Origin of the sequence: Streptomyces sp. NPDC096339 (assembly GCF_044762985.1) — a bacterium.
GTDB lineage: Bacteria > Actinomycetota > Actinomycetes > Streptomycetales > Streptomycetaceae > Streptomyces.
Map to the genome: position 1 here is coordinate 1 of NZ_JBIWFI010000003.1, position 19,186 is coordinate 19,186.

17 protein-coding genes and 1 tRNA gene are annotated in these 19,186 nt (G+C 73.4%); 10 read left to right on the top strand and 8 right to left on the bottom strand.

What is annotated here, in order from left to right; genetic code table 11:
- Window positions 1-143 precede the first annotated feature (143 nt).
- Together ACIQ5Y_RS06560 and ACIQ5Y_RS06565 are read right to left on the bottom strand one after the other, a co-directional pair.
- Window positions 144-1,679 (bottom strand): protein kinase, encoded by a 1,536-nt coding sequence (locus tag ACIQ5Y_RS06560; RefSeq protein ID WP_403876525.1) that lies wholly within the window; start codon window positions 1,677-1,679, stop codon window positions 144-146.
- Window positions 1,680-1,866: 187 nt separating this feature from the next.
- Window positions 1,867-1,951: transfer RNA gene (locus ACIQ5Y_RS06565), tRNA-Leu, on the bottom strand.
- Between the two features lie 170 nt (window positions 1,952-2,121).
- On the opposite strand from ACIQ5Y_RS06565, the gene ACIQ5Y_RS06570 reads away from it, so the two are divergent.
- The 3 genes from ACIQ5Y_RS06570 to ACIQ5Y_RS06580 all read left to right on the top strand — a co-directional run bounded on the left by ACIQ5Y_RS06570 (window position 2,122) and on the right by ACIQ5Y_RS06580 (window position 4,745).
- Window positions 2,122-3,447, top strand: coding sequence for a M20/M25/M40 family metallo-hydrolase (locus ACIQ5Y_RS06570; RefSeq protein ID WP_385132626.1), 1,326 nt, complete (start codon window positions 2,122-2,124; stop codon window positions 3,445-3,447).
- 136 nt (window positions 3,448-3,583) lie between these two features.
- Window positions 3,584-3,817 carry a chaplin gene (locus ACIQ5Y_RS06575; protein ID WP_376661507.1) on the top strand — a complete coding sequence of 78 codons (234 nt, stop codon included), beginning with the start codon at window positions 3,584-3,586 and terminating at the stop codon, window positions 3,815-3,817.
- Between the two features lie 184 nt (window positions 3,818-4,001).
- Window positions 4,002-4,745: a chaplin gene (locus ACIQ5Y_RS06580; RefSeq protein ID WP_403875723.1), complete on the top strand. Its 744-nt coding sequence runs from the start codon at window positions 4,002-4,004 to the stop codon at window positions 4,743-4,745.
- Window positions 4,746-4,794: 49 nt separating this feature from the next.
- Here ACIQ5Y_RS06580 and ACIQ5Y_RS06585 read toward each other — a convergent pair whose 3' ends face one another.
- Window positions 4,795-4,983 carry a DUF5703 family protein gene (locus ACIQ5Y_RS06585; RefSeq protein WP_031146791.1) on the bottom strand — a complete coding sequence of 63 codons (189 nt, stop codon included), beginning with the start codon at window positions 4,981-4,983 and terminating at the stop codon, window positions 4,795-4,797.
- A 48-nt stretch (window positions 4,984-5,031) separates the two neighbouring features.
- Here ACIQ5Y_RS06585 and ACIQ5Y_RS06590 point away from each other — a divergent pair, with 48 nt between their 5' ends.
- The gene (locus ACIQ5Y_RS06590; protein WP_376661505.1) at window positions 5,032-5,673 is read left to right on the top strand and encodes a hypothetical protein; all 642 of its coding nucleotides are present in this window, start codon (window positions 5,032-5,034) and stop codon (window positions 5,671-5,673) included.
- Between the two features lie 146 nt (window positions 5,674-5,819).
- On the opposite strand, the gene ACIQ5Y_RS06595 is transcribed toward ACIQ5Y_RS06590, so the two are convergent.
- Window positions 5,820-8,159 carry an ATP-binding domain-containing protein gene (locus ACIQ5Y_RS06595; protein ID WP_403876528.1) on the bottom strand — a complete coding sequence of 780 codons (2,340 nt, stop codon included), beginning with the start codon at window positions 8,157-8,159 and terminating at the stop codon, window positions 5,820-5,822.
- A gap of 206 nt (window positions 8,160-8,365) precedes the next feature.
- Window positions 8,366-9,349, bottom strand: coding sequence for an aldo/keto reductase (locus ACIQ5Y_RS06600; protein WP_403875728.1), 984 nt, complete (start codon window positions 9,347-9,349; stop codon window positions 8,366-8,368).
- Window positions 9,350-9,456: 107 nt separating this feature from the next.
- Here ACIQ5Y_RS06600 and ACIQ5Y_RS06605 point away from each other — a divergent pair, with 107 nt between their 5' ends.
- The gene (locus tag ACIQ5Y_RS06605; RefSeq protein ID WP_403875731.1) at window positions 9,457-10,506 is read left to right on the top strand and encodes an LLM class F420-dependent oxidoreductase; all 1,050 of its coding nucleotides are present in this window, start codon (window positions 9,457-9,459) and stop codon (window positions 10,504-10,506) included.
- Between the two features lie 183 nt (window positions 10,507-10,689).
- On the top strand, window positions 10,690-11,478 hold the full coding sequence (locus ACIQ5Y_RS06610) for a ferritin-like domain-containing protein (RefSeq protein WP_403875734.1): 789 nt from the start codon (window positions 10,690-10,692) through the stop codon (window positions 11,476-11,478).
- A gap of 21 nt (window positions 11,479-11,499) precedes the next feature.
- On the opposite strand, the gene corA is transcribed toward ACIQ5Y_RS06610, so the two are convergent.
- Window positions 11,500-12,492: a magnesium/cobalt transporter CorA gene (gene corA / locus ACIQ5Y_RS06615; protein ID WP_403875736.1), complete on the bottom strand. Its 993-nt coding sequence runs from the start codon at window positions 12,490-12,492 to the stop codon at window positions 11,500-11,502.
- Between the two features lie 77 nt (window positions 12,493-12,569).
- Here corA and ACIQ5Y_RS06620 point away from each other — a divergent pair, with 77 nt between their 5' ends.
- The 4 genes from ACIQ5Y_RS06620 to mshC all read left to right on the top strand — a co-directional run bounded on the left by ACIQ5Y_RS06620 (window position 12,570) and on the right by mshC (window position 16,117).
- On the top strand, window positions 12,570-13,280 hold the full coding sequence (locus ACIQ5Y_RS06620; RefSeq protein WP_403875739.1) for a histidine phosphatase family protein: 711 nt from the start codon (window positions 12,570-12,572) through the stop codon (window positions 13,278-13,280).
- An 88-nt stretch (window positions 13,281-13,368) separates the two neighbouring features.
- The gene (locus ACIQ5Y_RS06625) at window positions 13,369-13,959 is read left to right on the top strand and encodes a DUF3090 domain-containing protein (protein ID WP_384753110.1); all 591 of its coding nucleotides are present in this window, start codon (window positions 13,369-13,371) and stop codon (window positions 13,957-13,959) included.
- Entirely contained in the window at window positions 13,923-14,765 is an 843-nt protein-coding gene (locus ACIQ5Y_RS06630; RefSeq protein WP_403875745.1) for an SCO1664 family protein, read from the top strand. The genes ACIQ5Y_RS06625 and ACIQ5Y_RS06630 overlap by 37 nt, the downstream gene beginning before the upstream one ends.
- Before the next feature lie 122 nt (window positions 14,766-14,887).
- Entirely contained in the window at window positions 14,888-16,117 is a 1,230-nt protein-coding gene (gene mshC / locus ACIQ5Y_RS06635; RefSeq protein ID WP_403875748.1) for a cysteine--1-D-myo-inosityl 2-amino-2-deoxy-alpha-D-glucopyranoside ligase, read from the top strand.
- A 323-nt stretch (window positions 16,118-16,440) separates the two neighbouring features.
- Here the strand turns inward: mshC and ACIQ5Y_RS06640 are convergent, their stop codons facing one another.
- Entirely contained in the window at window positions 16,441-17,448 is a 1,008-nt protein-coding gene (locus tag ACIQ5Y_RS06640; protein WP_403875751.1) for a PAC2 family protein, read from the bottom strand.
- A gap of 127 nt (window positions 17,449-17,575) precedes the next feature.
- Window positions 17,576-19,183 carry an FAD-dependent oxidoreductase gene (locus tag ACIQ5Y_RS06645; RefSeq protein ID WP_403875753.1) on the bottom strand — a complete coding sequence of 536 codons (1,608 nt, stop codon included), beginning with the start codon at window positions 19,181-19,183 and terminating at the stop codon, window positions 17,576-17,578.
- Window positions 19,184-19,186: the final 3 nt, after the last annotated feature.

Below are 19,186 nucleotides of genomic sequence, written 5' to 3' on the forward strand. Positions count from 1 at the left end.
GGGGGGGGGGGGGGGGGGGGGCGCCGGGGGGGGGGGGGGGCCCCGCCCCCCCCCCGGGGGGGCCCCCCCGGGGGGCGGGGGGGCCCCCCCGCCCCCCCCCCCCCCGGGCCCCCGGGGGCCCCTCCCGCGTGTCCGCAGCGCCGTCAGGGCTGCGCGGAGCCCCGGCCGGCCGGTACGAAGGAATCCAGCGCGGCATCGAAATGACCACGCGCCTCGGCGGACCGGCCGACGGGCGCCGACACCCACACGTCGTAGAGCACCCCGTCCTGTTCCCAGCACAGGTCGAAGGTGTGGCGGGCACCCTCGGCGCGCGTGAAACCGTCCCAGGTGAACTCCCACAGGGCGGCCGGCAGCCCGTCGTGCGTCGTCGCCACGACCTTGTTCTCCCGGAACCCGGGGTTCGTCTCGGCCCCGTTGGCGTCGGCGCGCCGCATCACCGCCAGCGGCCCGCCGGACTGCGCCGGCGCCACCCTGATCCCGATGCGGAAGGCCCCGTCCGGCGATCCGTAGATCACCCGCTGCTCGTCGGTGGTGCGCCGGTACCCGGTCGGCACGGCCATGCTGAAACCCTGTACGTCGGACACGACCTGGTACCCGGCGGGCGCGGGCCGCACCGACCCTCGGCCCGTGGGCGCCTGGGGCGAGGCCGGCACGCTCCCGGACGCCGCAGGGGCCGGGGCGGACGACGGCCCTGCGGACGCGACGGCTCCGGCCGCCCCCTTGAGCGGGTCCCGCTCCTCGCCCAGCAGCCGCGTCGCGGTCACTGTGCCGGCGACCGTCGCCGCGAGCAGCGCCGCGACCAGCCCCACGCGCACCGCCGCCCGGCGCCGTGCGGGCCGTGCGGACTCCGAGGGCAGCGGGCCGTCCGGCCGGGTGGCCCGCTCGGTCGGCGAGTACGCCACCACCGCGACCGGCTCGGGCACCTCTCCGTCCCCGTCCCCGCCCTCGCCCGCCGCGCAGGCGGACAGCAGCCGCGCGGCCTCGGGCCCGTCCAGCCGCAGCTGCGGATCGCGCTCCAGCAGGCCGCGGACGACCTGACGCAGCGGCCCCAGCCGGGCGGGCGGCTCGATCTCGTCGAAGACGACGGCATGCAGGATGCCGCCGATCGAATCCCGGTGGAACGGCGACTCCCCGGTCACGGCCGCGCACAGCAGGGCGCCCAGCGACCACAGATCGGCCGCGGGTCCGGCCTCCGCACCCTTCATCCGCTCGGGCGCCGTGTACTCCGGCGATCCGACGAAGGCCCCGGCCTCGCTGATGGTCGTCGCCCCGGCGAGCCGGGCGATCCCGAAGTCGGTCAGCACCGCCCGGCCCGTGCCCGCTTCCATGAGCACGTTGGCCGGCTTCACGTCCCGGTGCAGCACCCCGCGCTCGTGCGCCGCACGGAGGGCGCCCAGCAGCGACAGCCCGAGCCGGGCCGTCTCCCGGGGCGTCAGCGGCCCGGAAGCGGCCAGCCGGTCGGCAAGGGAGCCGCCCTCGACGAGCTCCATGACGATGTGGGCGACGCCCTCGTGTTCCACGACGTCGTGCACGACCACGACGTGCGGATGCCTGATCTGCGCGACGACCCGGGCCTCCCGCAGGGCCCCCATGGCCCGGGTGCCGGCGTCGACGTGGAGCTCCTTGACGGCCACGGCCCGCCCGAGCAACTCGTCGGAGGCCCGCCAGACGGTCCCCATGCCACCCCGGCCCAGCCGCTCCTGAAGTCGGTAACGGCCACCGATCACCGTGCCGTTGCCCGCACCGCCCTGCGTCACTCCGAAACCCCCCGTCCGCTGGTCAGGGGCCATGATGCCGTACCGGCCGTGCCGCACACCGCACAGGGCGAACGCAAAGAACCCCACCGAAGTGGGGTTCTCGCTCTTGTGTCCGAGGGGGGACTTGAACCCCCACGCCCGATAAAGGGCACTAGCACCTCAAGCTAGCGCGTCTGCCATTCCGCCACCCGGACAAGGTGTCTGTCTCGCGTCCCTCGCGGGCCGTTCCGACGTGGAAAACATTACCAAACATTCCGGGGTCCTCGATCACACCCCCCGGTGGCCGGGGATCTCCCTTGGGGAGAACGGCCCGGAGCGGGAGGATGGGGGGCAGTTCGGGTACCGATCAGTGGGAGGAAGCAGCGTGAGCGAGTCGAACGCGGGCAGGGCAGTCTCGGGCGAGGACGAGGTCGTCGACCTCTGCCGGGACCTCATCCGGATCGACACCAGCAACTACGGGGACCACTCCGGCCCCGGCGAGCGCAAGGCGGCCGAATGGGTCGCGGAGAAGCTCGCCGAGGTCGGCCTGGAGCCGCAGATCTTCGAATCGCACAAGGGGCGCGCCTCCACGGTCGCCCGGATCGAGGGCGAGGACCCCTCCCGCCCGGCGCTGCTGATCCACGGGCACACCGACGTGGTGCCGGCCAACGCGGTCGACTGGACGTACGACCCCTTCGCCGGCGAGATCGCCGACGGCTGCGTGTGGGGCCGCGGCGCCGTCGACATGAAGGACATGGACGCGATGACGCTGGCCGTCGTCCGCGACCGCATGCGCAGCGGGCGCAAGCCCCCGCGCGACATCGTGCTGGCCTTCCTCGCCGACGAGGAGGCCGGCGGCATCTACGGGGCCCGGCACCTCGTCGACAAGCACCCGGGACTGTTCGAGGGGGTCACCGAGGCCATCGGCGAGGTCGGCGGCTTCTCCTTCACCGTGAACGAGAACCTGCGGCTGTACCTGGTGGAGACCGCGCAGAAGGGCATGCACTGGATGCGGCTCACGGTGGAGGGCACCGCCGGCCACGGCTCCATGACCAACACCGACAACGCGATCACGGAGCTGTGCGAGGCCGTGGGGCGCCTCGGCCGCCACCAGTGGCCGGTGCGCGTGACCAAGACCGTACGCAGCTTCCTGGACGAGCTCTCGGACGCGCTCGGCACCCCACTGGACCCCGACGACATGGACGCCACGCTCGCCAAGCTCGGCGGCATCGCCAAGATGGTCGGCGCGACCCTGCGCAACTCGGCGGCCCCGACGATGCTCGGCGCCGGCTACAAGGTCAACGTCATCCCCGGCCAGGCCACCGCACACGTCGACGGCCGCTTCCTGCCGGGCTACGAGGACGAGTTCTTCGCGGACCTCGACCGGATCCTCGGCCCGCGCGTGAAGCGGGAGGACGTGCACGGGGACAAGGCCCTGGAGACGGACTTCGACGGCCGACTCGTGGACGCCATGCAGGGCGCCCTGCGGGCCGAGGACCCGATCGCGCGCGCGGTCCCGTACATGCTCTCCGGCGGTACGGACGCCAAGTCCTTCGACGACCTCGGCATCCGCTGCTTCGGCTTCGCGCCGCTGCAGCTGCCGCCGGAGCTGGACTTCGCCGGGATGTTCCACGGAGTCGACGAGCGGGTGCCGGTGGACGGGCTGAAGTTCGGCGTCCGCGTGCTCGACCGATTCATCGACAACGCCTGACGGCGAAGAATCGGGAGGGTGTGCGGATTCCACTGAGAAGAGTGAATGCGCTCATACGCTCGTAGCCCCGGTGATCCCTCCTCGTTACAGGTGTTGCGGTCCGCGGCTGGGACCGCATTGCCTACTAGGAGGAACAATGATCAAGAAGGTTGTCGCCGCTGCGGCTGCCACCGGTGCTGTGGTTCTCGCGGGTGCGGGCCTGGCCCACGCCGATGCCGGTGCCCAGGGCGCGGCCGTCGGTTCGCCCGGTGTCCTGTCCGGCAACGTGCTCCAGGTGCCCGTCCACGTTCCGGTGAACGTGTGCGGTAACACGGTGAACGTCATCGGCCTGCTGAACCCGGCCTTCGGCAACACCTGCGTCAACGCCTGACGCGTCTGAAGTCTTGGGCCCCGGAGCGCATTCCAGCGCTCCGGGGCCACCGGGCTTTCAGGCCCCGAATTTCTCATCGTCTTCGGCGCGACAGGCAGGGGAGCCTGGCCGAAACACACGCAGGAGGGGACCAGTACAGATGCGACGACGAACGGCACCGGCCACCAGGAAGACCCTGATCACCATGGCTGCCGCGGGGGGTGTCCTCGCGCTGGGCGGGGGGTACGCGCACGCGGACTCCGGCGCCTCCGGGCACGCGGCGAACTCGCCGGGCGTGCTGTCCGGGAACAACGTGCAGGCACCGGTGGACGCACCGGTGAACGTCTGCGGCAACACCATCTCGGTGGTCGGCCTGCTCAACCCGGCCTTCGGGAACCACTGCTCCAACGACTCGGGCCACGGCGGCAAGCCGGGCCCCGCGGAACCCCCGTGCGACGACCACGGCCCCGGCGGCCACCCGGGCGGCCCGGGCACCCCGGGCCACCCCGGCAACCCGGGCACGCCCGGCGGTCACCACCCGGGTACTCCCGGCACGCCGGGTGGGCCGGGCCAGCCCGGTCACCCGGGTACTCCCGGCACACCTGGTGGCCCTGGTGGGCAGGTTCCGGGCAATCCCGGTACGCCGGGTCAGCCCGGTACGCCGGGTCAGCCCGGGAATCCGGGCGGTCAGGTGCCGGGCAACCCCGGTACGCCGGGCGGTCAGGTTCCGGGCACCCCCGGGAATCCGGGCGGGCCCGGTGCGTCCGGCACCGGTGCCTCCGGCGGCGGCGACGGCGCAGCAGCAGGGGGTACCGCATCCGCCACACCCCCGGGGACGGGACTGGCCGCCACCGGCACCGGTGACGTACTCACCGCCGGGCTCCCGCTCGCCGGCGGGCTGCTGCTGGCCGGCAGCGTGCTCTACCGCCGCGCCCGCAACGCCGCCTGACGGATGATCAGGACGCGGGCCCCGGCGCCGGGGCCCGCGTCACGCCACGTCACCAGGTCGCGCGGACCTGGCGGATGATCCGGCGGCGCAGTCGCACACGGCGGCTGCCGTCCCGGTGCAGGGTCAGCCGGTCGAGCTCCCAGTTCCCGTACTCGGCATGGTCGGTCAGCAGGCGGGTCGCCTCTTTGCGGGGGACCCCGCGAGGCACGTACACGTCGACAAATTCGTATTCCGGCATCGCTATCTATTGTGCGGGCAGAGCCCTGCTACGGATAGCGTCTGCTCTATGTCTGATGCCGCTCTGCCCACTGTTGCCGAGGTACGTGCCGCCGCCGAGGCGGTAAAGGCCGCCCTCGACCGTCACCTCGCCGCGGTCGAGCGCAGGACCGGGGACGAGGACCCTGCGGTCTACGCCGCCTTCAACGAACTCGCCGCCGCCGCCGAGGAGTACGACGAACTCCTCTACGACCGCTACGACGAGGTCACCCCCTTCGAGATCCCCACCCCCGAGGACGGCGTCCCGTACAGCGGCCCCGCCGAGCCCGCCGCGTTCAGCGTGCTCATCCGCCGCGACTACGCCGTCGTCGAACCGCCGCGGCTGATCGCGCAGGCCGAACGGGTCGCCGCGCACGACCGCGACGCCGAACTCGTCCACGGCGGCACCGCCGGCGCGCTGGGCGTGCTCTTCGGGGAGTACGAGCCCGACGAGATCGCCTCCCGCTACAAGGAGTTCGGGCTGGAGGAAGGCGATTCCACGCTCTGGATCGCGGCCTCGGAGGAGATGGCGGAGCCGGGGGAGTGGCTGGCCTCGCCCTTCGGGCACACCGACGCGGAGGACGTCCTGCACCGGTTCGACGTCAGCTCCGTCTTCGACGAGGAACTCGACGAGTTCGACGAGGACGAGGAGCCGGGGTTGACCCCTGCCTGATGCGGGCGCGACCCCCGCTCGGCCCTCGCTCGAACCCCGCTCGGTCCGCACCGGAGGCCGTGGCGCCCAACCGCTCGGCGGCGGGCACCACGGCCTCCGGTCGTTCCGGGCTACCCGGGCTACCCGGGCTACCCGGGCTACCCGGGCTACTCGGGCTGCTGCGCCGCGGCCGCCGCGAGCGCCGTCAGCAGGCCCGTCAGACGCGTCGTACGCGGCTTCGGCAGCACCTCCGCGACCGCCCGCGGCAGCGCCTGGTCCACGCCGTGCACCACGGACAGGTGCCGCTCGGCACGCCCGAACGCCGTGTACACCCAGTCCCGCGACAGCGCCTGCGCCGCATCACCCGGCAGTACGACGACCACCGCGGGCCACCGCGCCCCCACGGCCTGGTGCGCCGTCACCGCCCAGCCGTGCCGCACCTGCGACTCGACGAGCTCCTTCGGTACGACGACGCGCGCTCCCGCACGGTCCAGGTGCAGGCCCTCCGCGTCGGCCGACACCACCCTGGCCGGCAGGGCCCGCCCGGGCGAGGGCACGTGGACGACCCGGTCGCCCGGGTCGAAGCCGCCGAACCGGCCGGGGCCCGGGTTCAGCCGCTCCTTCAGCGCCGCGTTCAGCGCCCGGGTCCCGGCGGAGCCGCCGTGGCCCGGGGTGATCACCTGCACGCTGTCGGCCGGGATCCCGAACGCCCGCGGCACCGACTCGGCCACCAGCTGCACGGCCCGGTGCACGGCCTCCCCGGCGTCGCGCACCGGGACGATGACGACCTCCTTGCCGGGGGCGTCGACCTGGGCCAGCTCGCCGACGCCGATCCCGGAGACCAGCTCGCCGAGGGGGCCGGGGTCGGGCACGCGGGAGACCACCTGGGGACAGAACCGAGCCGCCAGCAGATCGGCGAACACCCGCCCGGCCCGCGCCGATCCGAGCACCGCGGGATCGCCGGACAGCACCAGCCGGGCCCCGTCGGGGACGGACTCCACCAGCGCGGCCGCCGTCTCCACGTCCAGCTGCGGGGCGTCCAGGACGATCAGGAGGTCCAGGGCGAACTGCCCGTCCGCGTCCCGGCCGGGACCCTCCGCGCCCGACACCAGCCCGGCGACGGTGACGCCGTCCGGGGTGGTGGTGTGGGCGGCGAGGCAGGCGCGCAGGCCGAGTTCGCGGGCCGCCGCCAGCAGGGCGAGGGGTTCGGCGCGGGCGGCCTCGCCGCCGGTGTGGGTGACCAGGCCGTGGCCCGCGACGGCGCGGATCAGCTCGGAGCCGGGGGGGCCGTCGGCGTCCCAGTCGGCCGGGCCGTCGAAGGTGTTGGCCAGCCGGGCCAGGCCGTCGGCCAGGCTCTCCTCGGCCATGGCGGAACCCTCCAGGCCCACGAGCACGCGCACGGGCTGCTCCTCGCCCTCCTGCGCGGGCGGGCCGAGGGGTTCGTGGAACACCAGTACCGAGCCCTCGGCGATGGCCTGCTCCAGGGCCTCGGCGGGATCCGGCACCCCGTACTGGACCAGGGCCTTCTCCAGGACCGGGGCCTCCAGCGCGGTGTGCCCCTTCAGCCCGGCCTGCGCCAGCAGCCACCCCACCAGGGAGGTGGTGCGGCGCTCGTCGCCCGGGCCGGCCTCGGGGCCCAGCAGCGCGCGGGCGAAACCGTCGGCCTGGGTCGGGCGGACGGCGGGTACGGCCAGCAGCCGCCAGGGGTTCTCGGCGAGCTGCCGGGCGGCGCCGTCGCCCAGCGCGGTGGCGGCGGGGGCGGCGAGGGCCTCCGGGGCGCCGCCCCGGGCCAGCACGGCCCGTACGGCGTCCACGTCCGCGGGGGTGGCCGCCGGCGTCGGGGCCGGCCTCCGGGGCTGCTCGGGTGCGGGCGCCGCCTTGCGGGGGGCGGCCGCGGTCGTGGCCGGAGCCTCGTCGAAGTACGTGGACCCGGCCGGGGGCTTCGCGCCGCTCTCCACCGCCCGTACGGCGGCCAGCAGGTCGGCGGCCTTCCCGCTGAGCTTGGCGCCCGCCTCCACGGGGGCGGTGCGCTCGGCCTTGCGCCGGGCGATGCGCTCGCGCTCGACCTTCTGCGCGGCCAGTTCGGCCTGCGCCTCGCTCAACTCGGGCGCCGCCGCGGCCTCTCCGGCCCCGCCCGCCGCCGCGGCCTCTCCGGCCCCGGCCACCTCTGCGGCCTCCGCCGCTGACTCACCGCCGCCGACAGCCCCTGCGGCCTCCGCCGTGTCGCCGTCGCCCTCCGGGTCGCTGCCCGCGCCGTCGCCCTCGTCGCCCTCGTCGCCCTCGGTGGCGTCCTCGGTGTCGGCGGGCTCGGGGTGCGGGTCGGACCCTGCGGGGCTTTCCCCCACCCCGCCCCTTCCCGAAACCGGGGGCTCCGCCCCCGGACCCCCACCCCGGACCTCCGGCCCGTCCCCGGCCTGGGGCCCGCCGTCCCCGGCGTCCGCCCCGGCCACCGGCCCGTCCCCGCCGTCCGCCCCGGCCTGCGGCCCGTCCTTGGCGTCGCCGTCCAGTCCGGCCTGGGGCCCGCCGTCCCCGGCTTCGGCGGCCGCCTCGGCCTCCGGGCCGTCCTCGGCCTCGCCGTTCACCTCTGCCCGCGGCGCAGCCTCCTCGGCCTCGTCGTCCGCACCTGCCCGCGGCGCAGCCTCCCCCGTTGCCGGGTCTTCCGCGTCAGCGGGTCCGGCGGGGCCGGCGGGTCCGGCGGGGTGGTGGTCCGTGCTCACAGGGTGCTCCAGTCCTGATCGGGGTAGCGGTGCACGGGTGCTGAGACGTCGTCCAGCGCCCGGCAGATCTCCTCGGGAAGGGTAAGGGTCTCCACCGACAGTGCCTCCCCGAGCTGCGCCGACGTCCGCGCGCCGACGATCGGCGCGGCCACCCCCGGCCGGTCGCGGACCCACGCCAGCGCCACCTGGAGCGGGGTCACGGCCAGGCCGTGGGCGGCCGTCGCGACCGCGTCCACGATCCGGCCCGCCGCCTCGTCCAGGTACGGGGCCACGAACGCGGCCAGGGACTCCGAGCCGCCCCGCGAGTCCGCCGGCACGCCCGAGCGGTACTTGCCCGTCAGGACCCCGCGCCCCAGGGGCGAGGACGGGAGGAGGCCGACCCCCAGGTCCAGCGCCGCCGGGAGGACTTCTCGCTCCACGCCCCGCTGGAGCAGCGAGTACTCCATCTGCGTCGAGGCGAGGCGGGTGCGCGCCACGGGCGCCGCCAGCTGCCAGGTCGCCGCCTTCGCGAGCTGCCAGCCGCTGAAGTTGGAGACCCCCGCGTAGCGGGCCCGACCGCTGCTCACCGCCAGGTCCACCGCGTGCAGGGTCTCCTCCAGAGGCGTCGCCGGGTCGAAGGCGTGGACCTGCCAGAGGTCGACGTAATCGGTGCCCAGCCGGTCCAGCGAGGCGTCGAGCGCCGCCAGGAGGTGCCCGCGCGAGCCGTCGAAGCGCCGGTCCGGATCGGGCACGCTGCCCGCCTTCGTCGCGATCACCACGTCCCGGCGCGGGATCAACCCGCCCACCAGCCGCCCGAGCAGGTACTCCGCCTCCCCGCCGCCGTACACGTCCGCCGTGTCCACGAGCGTGCCGCCCGCGTCCCAGAACGTCTTCATCTGCTCGGCGGCGGCTTCCTCGCCGGTGTCGCGGCCCCAGGTGAGGGTGCCGAGGCCGATCCGGGAAACACGCAGTCCGGTGCGGCCGAGATGCCTCTGCTCCATGAGCGCTGAGACTACTGGGGCGCTGACGAATGGGACCCGGGCGCGCTACAGTCCCCGCACATACACGTTACTGATCGGTAAATCGGCAATCGGTAAGGGGACGACTTATGCGGCTCGGCATCAATCTCGGCTACTGGGGTGCGGGCATGGACGCCGACAACCTCGCCGTCGCCCAGGAGGCCGACCGCCTCGGCTACGACGTCTGCTGGGCCGCGGAGGCCTACGGATCGGACGCCCCGACCGTGCTGGCCTGGGTCGCGGCCCAGACCGAGCGCATCGACGTGGGGTCCGCGATCCTGCAGATCCCGGCGCGCCAGCCGGCCATGACCGCCATGACCGCGGCCACCCTCGACTCCCTCACCAAGGGCCGCTTCCGCCTCGGCCTCGGCGTCTCGGGCCCGCAGGTCTCCGAGGGCTGGTACGGCGTCAAGTTCGACAAGCCCCTCGCGCGCACCCGCGAGTACGTCGAGATCGTGCGCAAGGCCATGAGCCGCGAGCGCCTGAGCTACGAGGGCGAGCACTGGACCCTGCCGCTTCCCGGCGGCCCCGGCAAGCCGCTCAAGCTGACCGTGCACCCGGAGCGCGAGCACATCCCGCTCTACATCGCCGCCATCGGCCCCAAGAACCTGGAGCAGACCGGCGAGATCGCCGACGGCGCCCTGCTGATCTTCCCGGCCGCCGAGCACCTGGAGGAGACGGCCCTGCGCCACATCCGCGCCGGGCGCGAGAAGGCCGGGCTGACCATGGACGGCTTCGACGTCTGCCCGACCGTGCCGCTGGCCCTCGGCGAGGACGTGCACGCGCTCGCCGACGTCTTCCGCCCGTACACCGCCCTGTACGTCGGCGGCATGGGAAGCCGCAAGCAGAACTTCTACAACCAGCTGGCCCAGCGCATGGGCTACGAGAAGGAAGCCGCCGACATCCAGGACAAGTACCTGGCCGGCGACAAGACCGGGGCCGCCGCGGCCGTCCCGCACTCGCTGATCGACTCGACCACGCTGCTCGGCCCGGTCGAGCGCATCGCGGACGGGATGCGGGCCTACGCGGAGGCCGGGGTCACCACCCTCACGCTCGCCCCGGCCGGTTTCACCCTGGACGAGCGGATCGCCGCCCTGCGCGCCGGCACCGAGGCCCTGGAGCGGGCCGGACTGGCCTGATCGACGAAGTCTGCGGCCGTGGTGGGGGCTCGGGGGGTCTTCCCCGCCACGGCCGACACAGCCAACAACGCTCCGGGCGCCCCCCGGGTTACGCACCCCGGGCAACGGGCTCGTTTCGTTCATTCGGACGAGCGGGGCGACCCCTCGGTTGCCCGCTCCCGCGACCGGGGTTTGACTCGATGCATGCTCTCTGCCCGCAGCGTGTTCCAGGAGATCGTCGACAACGACGACACCTTCCAGCTGTTCTGCTCCATCGCCGCCAGCGGGGAGGCCCAGGGCGGCTGGGAGAACGGCCGTATCGCGGCCCTGGTCCCCGACTCCATGCGCCACCTCGTGCCCAAGATCACCCGGCACGGTGCCGACGAGGACAAGCACGGACGGATCTTCAACGCGCTGCTGCGCAAACGCGGTCTGCAGCCCGTCCCCGTACCGCCCGAGACCGACTACACGATGCTGCTGGAACGCGCCGGCATCGGCCTCGCCCACGAGAAACTGCGCCGGGACGAGCCCCTGAGCGAGCGGGACGTCGTCGTCTACCTCGCGCACAGCCGCGTCACCGAGCAGCGCGCCGCCGACCAGATGGACATGCTCGTCAAGGACTTCGGCGACCACCCCGAGCTGGGCAAGGCCATCCGCATGATCAGCAACGACGAGGACAACCACCTCGCCTACTGCCACGAGGAGTTGCTGCGCCTGGCCCGCCAGGGCCACGGCCACACCATCCGGCGGGTGCTGCGCGACAGCGCGCTCATGGAGATCCGCGTCTACCGCGACGTCAGCCTCGCCGTCATGGGCCACATGGGACGCCTGCTGGACTGGTCCGCCCCCAAGACGGCCGCGTTCGCCGCCGGCATCCGGGGAGTGCACGCCTACGAGCGCTTCAGCGGCTGGCACCGGGCGATCGGCCTGCGCATGCCCGAACGGCGCGACGCGCTCGGCGGAGCGCCGACGGCCGCCCCCGAGTTCGCCTGAACCCGCCCGCGGGTGGACGGGTCACAACCAGCCGCGGCGCTTGAACATCCGGTGCAGGCCCAGACACGCCCCCACCATGACCGCCAGCACCACGGGATAGCCCCAGGTCTGCTTCAGCTCCGGCATGTCGTCGAAGTTCATCCCGTAGATCCCCGCCACCATCGTGGGGACGGCCGCCATCGCCGCCCAGGCCGAGATCTTGCGCATGTCGTCGTTCTGCCGGACACCCATCTGCGCCAGATGCGCCGCCAGCGCGTCCGACAGCAGCCGGTCCAGCCCCTCGATGTACTCGTTCGCCTTGGTCAGATGGTCCGCGACATCACGGAAGAACGGCTGCGCGTGGTCGTGGACGAAGGGCACGTCCCCGAACGCGAGCCGGTCCATCGGCTGGAGCAGCGGGCTCGTCGCCCGGCGGAACTCCAGGACCTGCCGCTTGAAACCGTAGATCCGCGCGGCGGTGTTCTTGGTGTCCGACGCGTTCGGCGCGAACACGTCGGCCTCCAACTCCTCCAGGTCCGCCTGGAGCTCGGCCGCCACCTCGATGTAGTGGTCCACCACCGCGTCGGACACCGCGTACAGCACGGCCGTCGGACCGTGCCTCAGCACCTCCGGCTCGTGCTCCAGCCGGCGGCGCACGGCGGCCAGCGGGGCGCCCTCGCCGTGCCGGACCGTGACCACGAACGAGTCGCCGATGAACAACATCAGCTCGCCCGCGCTCACCGTGTCGGTGTCCTCGTCGTACAGCACCGGCTTGAGGACGACGAACAGCGAATCGTCGTACACCTCCAGCTTCGGGCGCTGGTGCGCGGTCAGGGCGTCCTCCACCGCCAGCGGGTGCAGCCCGAACTCCTCGCGGACGTGGTCGAATTCCTTCTCCGTCGGCTCGTGCAGGCCCAGCCACAGGAAGGCGTCACCGGTCGCCCGCGCCTCGTCGAGGGCGTCGGAGAAATCCGCGGGTCCCTCGGTACGGACGCCGTCCCGGTAAATCGCACAGTCCACAATCACCCGGGGCATTCTTCCCTGCCCGCGGCCCGCCCGCACTCCCACCTCACCGCGCGGGGCCTTCCCCGGCAGAGCCTAGGCTGTACCCCATGGCCACGCTGATCCTCGTACGACACGGGCGGTCCACCGCCAACACCGCCGGGCTGCTCGCCGGATGGACCCCGGGAGTCGCCCTTGACGAGCGCGGCGCCGAACAGGCCGCCAAGCTGCCCGGACGACTGGTCGGCGTGCCCCTCGCCGCCGCCGTCACCAGCCCGCTGCAACGCTGCCGCGAAACCCTCGCGCCGCTCCTGGCCGCCCGTCCGGAGCTGGAACTGCACACCGACGAGCGGATCGGCGAATGCCACTACGGCGACTGGTCGGGCCGCAAACTCGCCGAACTCGCCGACCAACCCCTGATGAAGATCGTCCAGCAGCACCCTTCGGCGGCCGCCTTCCCCGGCGGCGAGTCCATGCGCGCCATGCAGAACCGCGCGGTGGAAGCCGTACGGGAATGGAACGCGCGCATCGAGGACGAGCACGGCGCGGACGCCGTCTACCTCATGTGCTCGCACGGAGACATCATCAAGTCCCTTGTCGCCGACGCCCTGGGCATGCACCTGGACCTCTTCCAGCGCATCCACGTCGACCCCTGCTCGGTCACCGCGATCCGGTACACGCCCACCCGCCCCTTCGTGTTCCGCCTGGGCGACACCGGGGACTTCGGCTCGCTCGTACCCGGCGACCAGGCCCGCACCGCCGACAAGGCCGCCGAGGACGCCGGGAACGCCGTCGTGGGGGGCGGCGCGGGCGCGGCGTGATCGAACGGCGCAGTAGGGTGGACTGGCCATAACAAAACGCACAGCCACGCGCAGAGCACCCCCTGCCGCCGAGACTTGGAGACTGGACGTGCCCCGTCAGGTGTTCCTCTACGACCCGCCGGACCGCTTCGTGGCCGGCACGGTCGGTCTGCCGGGACGCCGTACGTTCTTCCTGCAGGCCTCCGCCGGCCCCCGCGTCACCAGCGTCTCCCTTGAGAAGACCCAGGTCGCTGCGCTCGCCGAGCGGATGGACGAACTGCTGGACGAGGTCGTACGGCGCACCGGGGGCAATGCCCCGGTCCCGGCCGTCGCCCCCGCCGAGGCCGCCGACACCGCGCCCCTCGACGTCCCCGTCGAGGAGGAGTTCCGCGTCGGCACCATGGCCCTGGCCTGGGACGGCGAAGAGCAGCGGATGATCGTCGAGGCCCAGGCCCTGGTCGAACTCGACGCGGACTCCGACGAGGACCTCGCCGAGGCCGAGGAGCGGCTGCTCCAGGACGAGGAGAACGGCCCGCCCATGCTGCGGGTCCGCCTCACCGGCGCCCAGGCCCGGGCCTTCGCCAAGCGGGCCCTGGACGTGGTCAACGCCGGCCGCCCGCCGTGCCCGCTGTGCAGCCTGCCGCTCGACCCGGAGGGCCACGTGTGCCCGCGCCAGAACGGCTACCGGCGCCAGGCGTGAACAGGGCGGGGGAACTGGAGGAACTGCTCGCCAAGGGCGAGCTGAGCGTCGTCGGCAGGATCCGGGAGGCGTCCAACGCCGTCCTGCTGTGCACCGTCACGTACGAGGGCGAGAGCACCGACTGCGTGTACAAGCCGATCAAGGGCGAGCGGCCCCTGTGGGACTTCCCCGACGGCAACCTCGCCCAGCGCGAGGTCGCCGCCTACCTGGTCTCCGAGGCCACCGGCTGGGGCCTGGTGCCCACCACCGTGCTGCGCGACGGACCCTACGGCGAAGGCATGGTCCAGCACTGGATCGAAGCGGCCCAGGAGGACGAACCGACGGCCGGGCTCCTCGCCCTCGTCGACGGAGAGGAAGCGGGGGAGGGCTGGAAGGCCGTCGCCTTCGCCGACGTCGGAGAGGGCCGCACCGCCCTGCTCGTCCACGCCGACGACCCCAGGCTGCGCCGGCTCTCCGTACTCGACGCGGTGATCAACAACGGCGACCGCAAGGGCGGCCACCTGCTGCCCGCGCCCGACGGGCGGCTCTACGGCATCGACCACGGCGTGAGCTTCCACACCGAGGACAAACTGCGCACCCTGCTCTGGGGCTGGGCGGGGGAGCCGCTGACCGACGAGGCCCGCGAGGTCCTGGCCGCGCTCACCGCCCGGCTCGCCGAGGGAGAGCCCCTCGCCACCCGACTGGCCGAACTGATCACGCCCGTCGAGCTGGCCGCCGTACGGGAGCGGGTGGCACGGCTGCTGCGCACCGGGATCCACCCGGAGCCCTCCGGGCAGTGGCCGTCGATCCCCTGGCCACCGGTCTGAGCCACCGGTGCGAACCGGCCAGTACGACACGCACAGATCCGGCCAGACCGCAAGAGTGCCGATCAAGACAACAGCGCAGGTCCAGTTCGTTTAAGGAACACCCGTCCGGTTAGGCTCGACACATGCATGCCTGGCCCGCTTCTGAGGTCCCCGCCCTGCCCGGCAAGGGCCGCGACCTCCAGATCCACGACACCGCGACCCAGGGGACGATCACCCTCGCCCCCGGTCCCGTCGCCCGTATCTACGTCTGCGGCATCACCCCGTACGACGCGACCCACATCGGTCACGCGGCGACCTACAACGCGTTCGACCTCGTACAGCGCGTGTGGCTCGACACCAAGCGGCAGGTCCACTACGTCCAGAACGTCACGGACGTGGACGATCCGCTCCTGGAGCGGGCGCTGCGCGACGGCCACGACTGGACCGAGCTCGCCGAACGCGAGACGGCCCTCTTCCGCGAGGACATGACCGCCCTGCGGATGCTGCCCCCGCAGCACTACATCGGCGCCGTCGAGGCCATACCGGGCATCGTGCCGCTCGTGGAGCGGCTGCGGGACGCCGGCGCGGCGTACGAGCTCGACGGCGACATCTACTTCTCCGTCGAATCCGACTCCCACTTCGGCCAGGTCTCCAACCTGGACGCCGAGGCCATGCGGCTCCTCTCCGCCGAGCGCGGCGGCGACCCCGACCGCCCGGGGAAGAAGAACCCGCTCGACCCGATGCTGTGGATGGCCGCACGACCTGGCGAGCCGAGCTGGGACGGCGGCTCGCTGGGCCGCGGCCGGCCGGGCTGGCACATCGAGTGCGTCGCCATCGCCCTGGACCACCTGGGCATGGGCTTCGACATCCAGGGCGGCGGCTCCGACCTGGCGTTCCCGCACCACGAGATGGGCGCCTCGCACGCGCAGGTCCTGACGGGCGAGTTCCCGATGGCCAAGGCGTACGTCCACGCGGGCATGGTCGCCCTGCACGGCGAGAAGATGTCGAAGTCGAAGGGCAACCTGGTCTTCGTCTCCGCGCTGCGCCGCGCCGGGGTCGACCCGGCGGCGATCCGCCTGGCGCTCCTCGCGCACCACTACCGCGCCGACTGGGAGTGGACGGACGCCGCCCTCGCGGAGGCGGAGGCCCGCCTGGCCCGCTGGCGCGCGGCGGTCTCCCGCCCGGACGGCCTTCCGGCGGACGCCCTCGTGGAAGAGGTCCGCGAGGCCCTGTCGAACGACCTGGACGCGCCGGCCGCGCTGGCGGCCGTCGACCGCTGGGTGGACGCGCAGAACGCCTCCGACGGCGACGACGAATCGGCTCCCGGCCTGGTCTCCCGCACAGTGGACGCCCTGCTGGGCGTGGCCCTGTAGCACCCGCCGCGATGCCCCCGTCCCCACCCCGGGGCCGGGGGCATCGCCCTGTCCGGGTGCCGGTGCGGACCGCCGCTGCGCGGGGCCTTCTCCCCGCCCCGCCCCTTCCCGCCGTACCGGATATGCGGCTCCGCCGCGTGGGGGCTCCGCCCCGGACCCCGCGCCTCAAAGGCCGGCGAGGCTGGATGTTGCCCGGCGGGGCTGGATCTCCAGCCCGTCCGGCGTTTGAGGACCGGGGTCCGGGGCGGAGCCCCGGGGAACGGTGGAAGGGCGGGTAGGGGACCGGCCCCGCGCAGCGGCACCGGCCCTGCCCGCCCGGCACGCTACGTCTGCGGCGGGGACTCGGGGGAGTCGTCCCCCGAGGTGTCCTGGTCGTCCGGCGGGGACGCCGGGGGCTCCTCCGCCGCGGAGTCCTTCCGCTTCGGCGGCCGCGTCAGCCCGCTGGAGGTGTCCCGCAGGTACGACCCGTCACCCGGCTGCTCCGGCCCCGCCGGGTCGCGGCGGCGCAGGTACCGCTCGAACTCCCGGGCGATCGCGTCCCCCGACGCCTCCGGAAGATCGGCCGTGTCCCGCGCCTCCTCCAGCGTCTGGACGTACTCCGCCACCTCGCTGTCCTCCGCGGCGAGTTGGTCCACGCCCAGCTGCCACGCCCGCGCGTCCTCGGGGAGTTCACCCAGCGGGATCCTGATGTCGATCAGATCCTCCAGCCGGTTCAGCAGCGCCAGGGTCGCCTTCGGGTTAGGCGGCTGCGACACGTAGTGCGGCACCGCCGCCCACAGCGACACCGCCGGCACCCCGGCATGCGTGCAGGCCTCCTGCAGCACGCCCACGATCCCCGTCGGACCCTCGTACTTGGTCTCCTCCAGGTCCATCGTCCGCGCCAGGTCCGCGTCCGAGGTGACCCCGCTCACCGGCACCGGCCGGGTGTGCGGGGTGTCCCCGAGCAGCGCGCCGAGGACGACGACCATCTCCACGCCCAGCTCGTGTGCGAACCCCAGCAGCTCGTTGCAGAACGACCGCCACCGCATGGACGGTTCGATGCCCCGCACCAGCACCAGATCGCGCGGCTTCGCCCCGCCGATCCGCACCACCGACAGCCGGGTCGTCGGCCACGTGATCTTCCGTACCCCGTTGTCCAGCCACACCGTCGGCCGGTTGACCTGGAAGTCGTAGTAGTCCTCGGCGTCGAGCGCCGCGAACACCTCGCCCTTCCACTCCCGGTCCAGGTGCGCGACCGCACCGGAGGCCGCGTCACCCGCGTCGTTCCAGCCCTCGAACGCGGCCACCATGACCGGGTCGATCAGCTCGGGCACGCCCTCAAGCTCGATCACCCAGGTCTCCTTCCGAAGTTCCCTTGTGTACGTGGGCCAGCCTAAGCCTTGAGACGACGCCGGCCACAGCCCACGACAGAGGGGCGGTTCCCCCTGGAACCGCCCCTCTTCCCCACCTGCGGGAGACCTATGCCTTGCGGCCCAGCATCTCCTCGACCCGGGCCCGGACGGCCTCGTCGTCCAGGCCCCGGATCGTCACCGTCGTACGCCGGCGCAGCACGTCGTCGACCGTCTCGGCCCACTCGTGGTCACGGGCGTAGGCGACCTGCGCCCAGATCTCCGGACCGTCCGGGTGGATGCGCTCGGCCAGCGCCGGGTCCTCGTTCGCGATCCGCGCGATGTCGAAGGCCAGCGAACCGTAGTGCGAGGCCAGGTGGCGCGCGGTCAGCGGGTCCATGCGGGCACCGGGCTCGCGGTCCACCAGCAGCCGGTGCGCGACCGCGTTCGGGTTCGCGACACCGGGCAGCGGCACCCGGCGCACCAGGGACTTCACCGGCTCCATGTCCTCGGTGAGCGGGCTGCCCGGGAGCTTGGCCAGCTTGTCCATGACCACACGGCCGATGTGCCGGTACGTCGTCCACTTGCCGCCGGCCACCGACAGCATGCCGCCCGCGCCCTCGGAGACGACCGTCTCGCGCTTGGCCTTCTCGACCCCGCCGGGGCCGCCGGGCAGCACCCGCAGGCCCGCGAAGGCGTACGTCATCAGCGAGCGGTCCAGGTCGGCGTCCTTCACCGAGAAGGCCGCCTCGTCCAGGATCTGCTGGATGTCGGCCTCGGTGGCGCGCACGTCGGCCGGGTCGCCCTCGTACACCTCGTCGGTGGTGCCGAGCAGGAGCTGGTCCTCCCACGGCAGGGCGAAGGTGATGCGGTACTTGTCGATCGGGGTGGCCATGGCGGCCTTCCACGGCGACTTGCGCTTCATGACGATGTGCGCGCCCTTGGAGAGGCGGATCGACGGCAGCGAGTGCTTGTCTTCCATGCGCCGCAGGTGGTCCACCCACGGGCCGGTGGCGTTGAGCACGACGCGCGCGTCGACCCCGAACTCGGTGCCGTCCAGACGGTCCTTGAGCTCGGCGCCGGTGACCCGGCCGCGCGTCATGCGCAGCCCGGTGACCTCGGCGTGGTTGAGGACGACCGCACCGGACTCGACGGCCGCGCGGACCGTCATGACGGCGACGCGGGAGTCGTTCATCTGGTGGTCGTAGTAGACCGCCACGGCCTTGAGGTTGTCGGTCTTCAGGCCGGGGTTGTCGGCGACGGCACGGGCCGGCGATATGACCTTGCCCATGCCGTCGCCGAAGGCCGAGAGGGCGGAGTAGGCGAAGACGCCCGCGCCCAGCTTGGCCGCACCCACCGGACCGCCCTTGTAGACCGGCAGGTAGAACGTGAGCGGGTTGACCAGGTGCGGGGCCACGTCCTTGGCCAGCACCCGCCGCTCGTGGTGGTTCTCGGCCACCAGCTTGACCGCGCCGGTCTGCAGGTAGCGCAGGCCGCCGTGGACGAGCTTGGAGGAGGCGGAGGAGGTGGCGCCGGCGAAGTCGCCGGCGTCCACCATGGCGACCCGCAGACCCGACTGCGCGGCGTGCCAGGCCACCGAGGTGCCCAGGATGCCACCGCCGATGACCAGGAGGTCGTACGTGGCCTTCGCCAACTGCTCGCGGGTCTCGGCGCGGCTCGCGTTCGAACCGGCGGTCGGGTGCGTGCCCAGTGCGGTCACGCTCTGCAGGCTGCTCATATC